This window comes from Leuconostoc sp. (genome assembly GCF_965300815.1).
Map to the genome: position 1 here is coordinate 7,262 of NZ_CBDKZH010000061.1, position 1,282 is coordinate 8,543.

The following is a 1,282-nucleotide window of genomic DNA, read 5'->3' on the forward strand; positions in this document are numbered from 1 at the left end:
TAGAGCACCTGACTGTTAATCAGGTTGTCGCCGGTTCGAGCCCGGCAGTCGGAGTTTTATGAGAAGCAAACCTTAAACGGTTTGCTTTTTTTGTGTCATTTTTTAGCGCATTTTTCCGTCAAAAAGTGTTGACAAAATATGGCAAAGCTGGCATAATTAAATAGTTGTGTTAAGCAATTATTCCGACTTAGCTCAGTTGGTAGAGCACCTGACTGTTAATCAGGTTGTCGCCGGTTCGAGCCCGGCAGTCGGAGTATTGGATAACCTTTTGGTTATCAACTTGCCGATGTAGCTCAGTTGGTAGAGCACGGGTATCGTAAACCTGGGGTCGGAGGTTCGAATCCTCTCGTCGGCATCCCGTCAAAGCATGATCACTGTTATGCAAGTGATCATGCTTTTTTTGTCGCAAAAAAAACCAGTTGCGATACAACTGGTTAGACGGTTTTAGGTTTAAACCGAACGGTTAAGGTTAACACGCTGGAAATGGCTAAAATAACGGCCACGAAGGCATATGGTAAACTACCGTCGATATCAAGTAAGGCGCCACCTAAAATCGGGCCGACAATGTTACCGATACTCGTCAGCGACATATTAAGGCCGTTAATTAAGCCTTGTTGTGCTTCGTTAACGTGCGACAGCAGTGTGGTAATGGCAGGCCGTAAGACGTCAAAGCCGACAAAGACAATTAAGGTAGCGATAAAGACTTCCCATTTGCTTTGGGCAAATAAAATCCAAATAATGGCGACAAATCCGGCAATGAAGCTTAACCGAATCACGCGTAATTCACCGAGATGGCGGACTAACGCATCAAAGAAGATCACTTGGAAAATCAGTGACATGACACCATTGACGATTAAGAACCAAGCGATTTCCGCTAAATCAAAACCACGGACATCATGGAAATAAAGTGAGAACATATTATCAAAGGCTGCCAGACCAAAGGAAGCCACCAAAATCATCAGGAGCAACATTACTAAGGCCACTGACCAAAAGTTAGGCGCTGGCGTTACGAGCTCAGCCTCGGGCTTTGTTGGATCTTGGTGTAAGCGTAGTTGTGATTCAGCTGGCATGAAGCAGATGAAGACAATAAAGGCAATCAAGCCCATCACAGCAGACCCATAAAAGGGGAAGGTGAGGTCGATATTGGCCAACACACCACCAATGCCGGGCCCCAAAATAATCCCGCCACTAAAAGAAGCAGATAACCAACCAATCACGCGAGCGCGATTTTTCAGGGTAGTCATATCAGCGGCTAACGCGGTAATGGATGGCATCGATAAGG

1 protein-coding gene and 3 tRNA genes (1 of these 4 only partly in view) are annotated in these 1,282 nt (G+C 45.7%); 3 read left to right on the forward strand and 1 reads right to left on the reverse strand.

The features are described 5' to 3' along the window. The 3 genes from ACW12G_RS05165 to ACW12G_RS05175 all read left to right on the forward strand — a co-directional run. Positions 1-54: transfer RNA gene (locus ACW12G_RS05165), tRNA-Asn, on the forward strand (it extends 119 nt beyond the left edge of the window). Between the two features lie 127 nt (positions 55-181). After that, positions 182-254 (forward strand) — tRNA-Asn (locus tag ACW12G_RS05170). 28 nt (positions 255-282) lie between these two features. After that, a tRNA-Thr gene (locus tag ACW12G_RS05175) sits at positions 283-355 on the forward strand. 79 nt (positions 356-434) lie between these two features. Here the strand turns inward: ACW12G_RS05175 and ACW12G_RS05180 are convergent. Then, positions 435-1,282: MFS transporter (locus tag ACW12G_RS05180; protein WP_455647426.1), on the reverse strand; the 848-nt coding region annotated here is incomplete at its 5' end.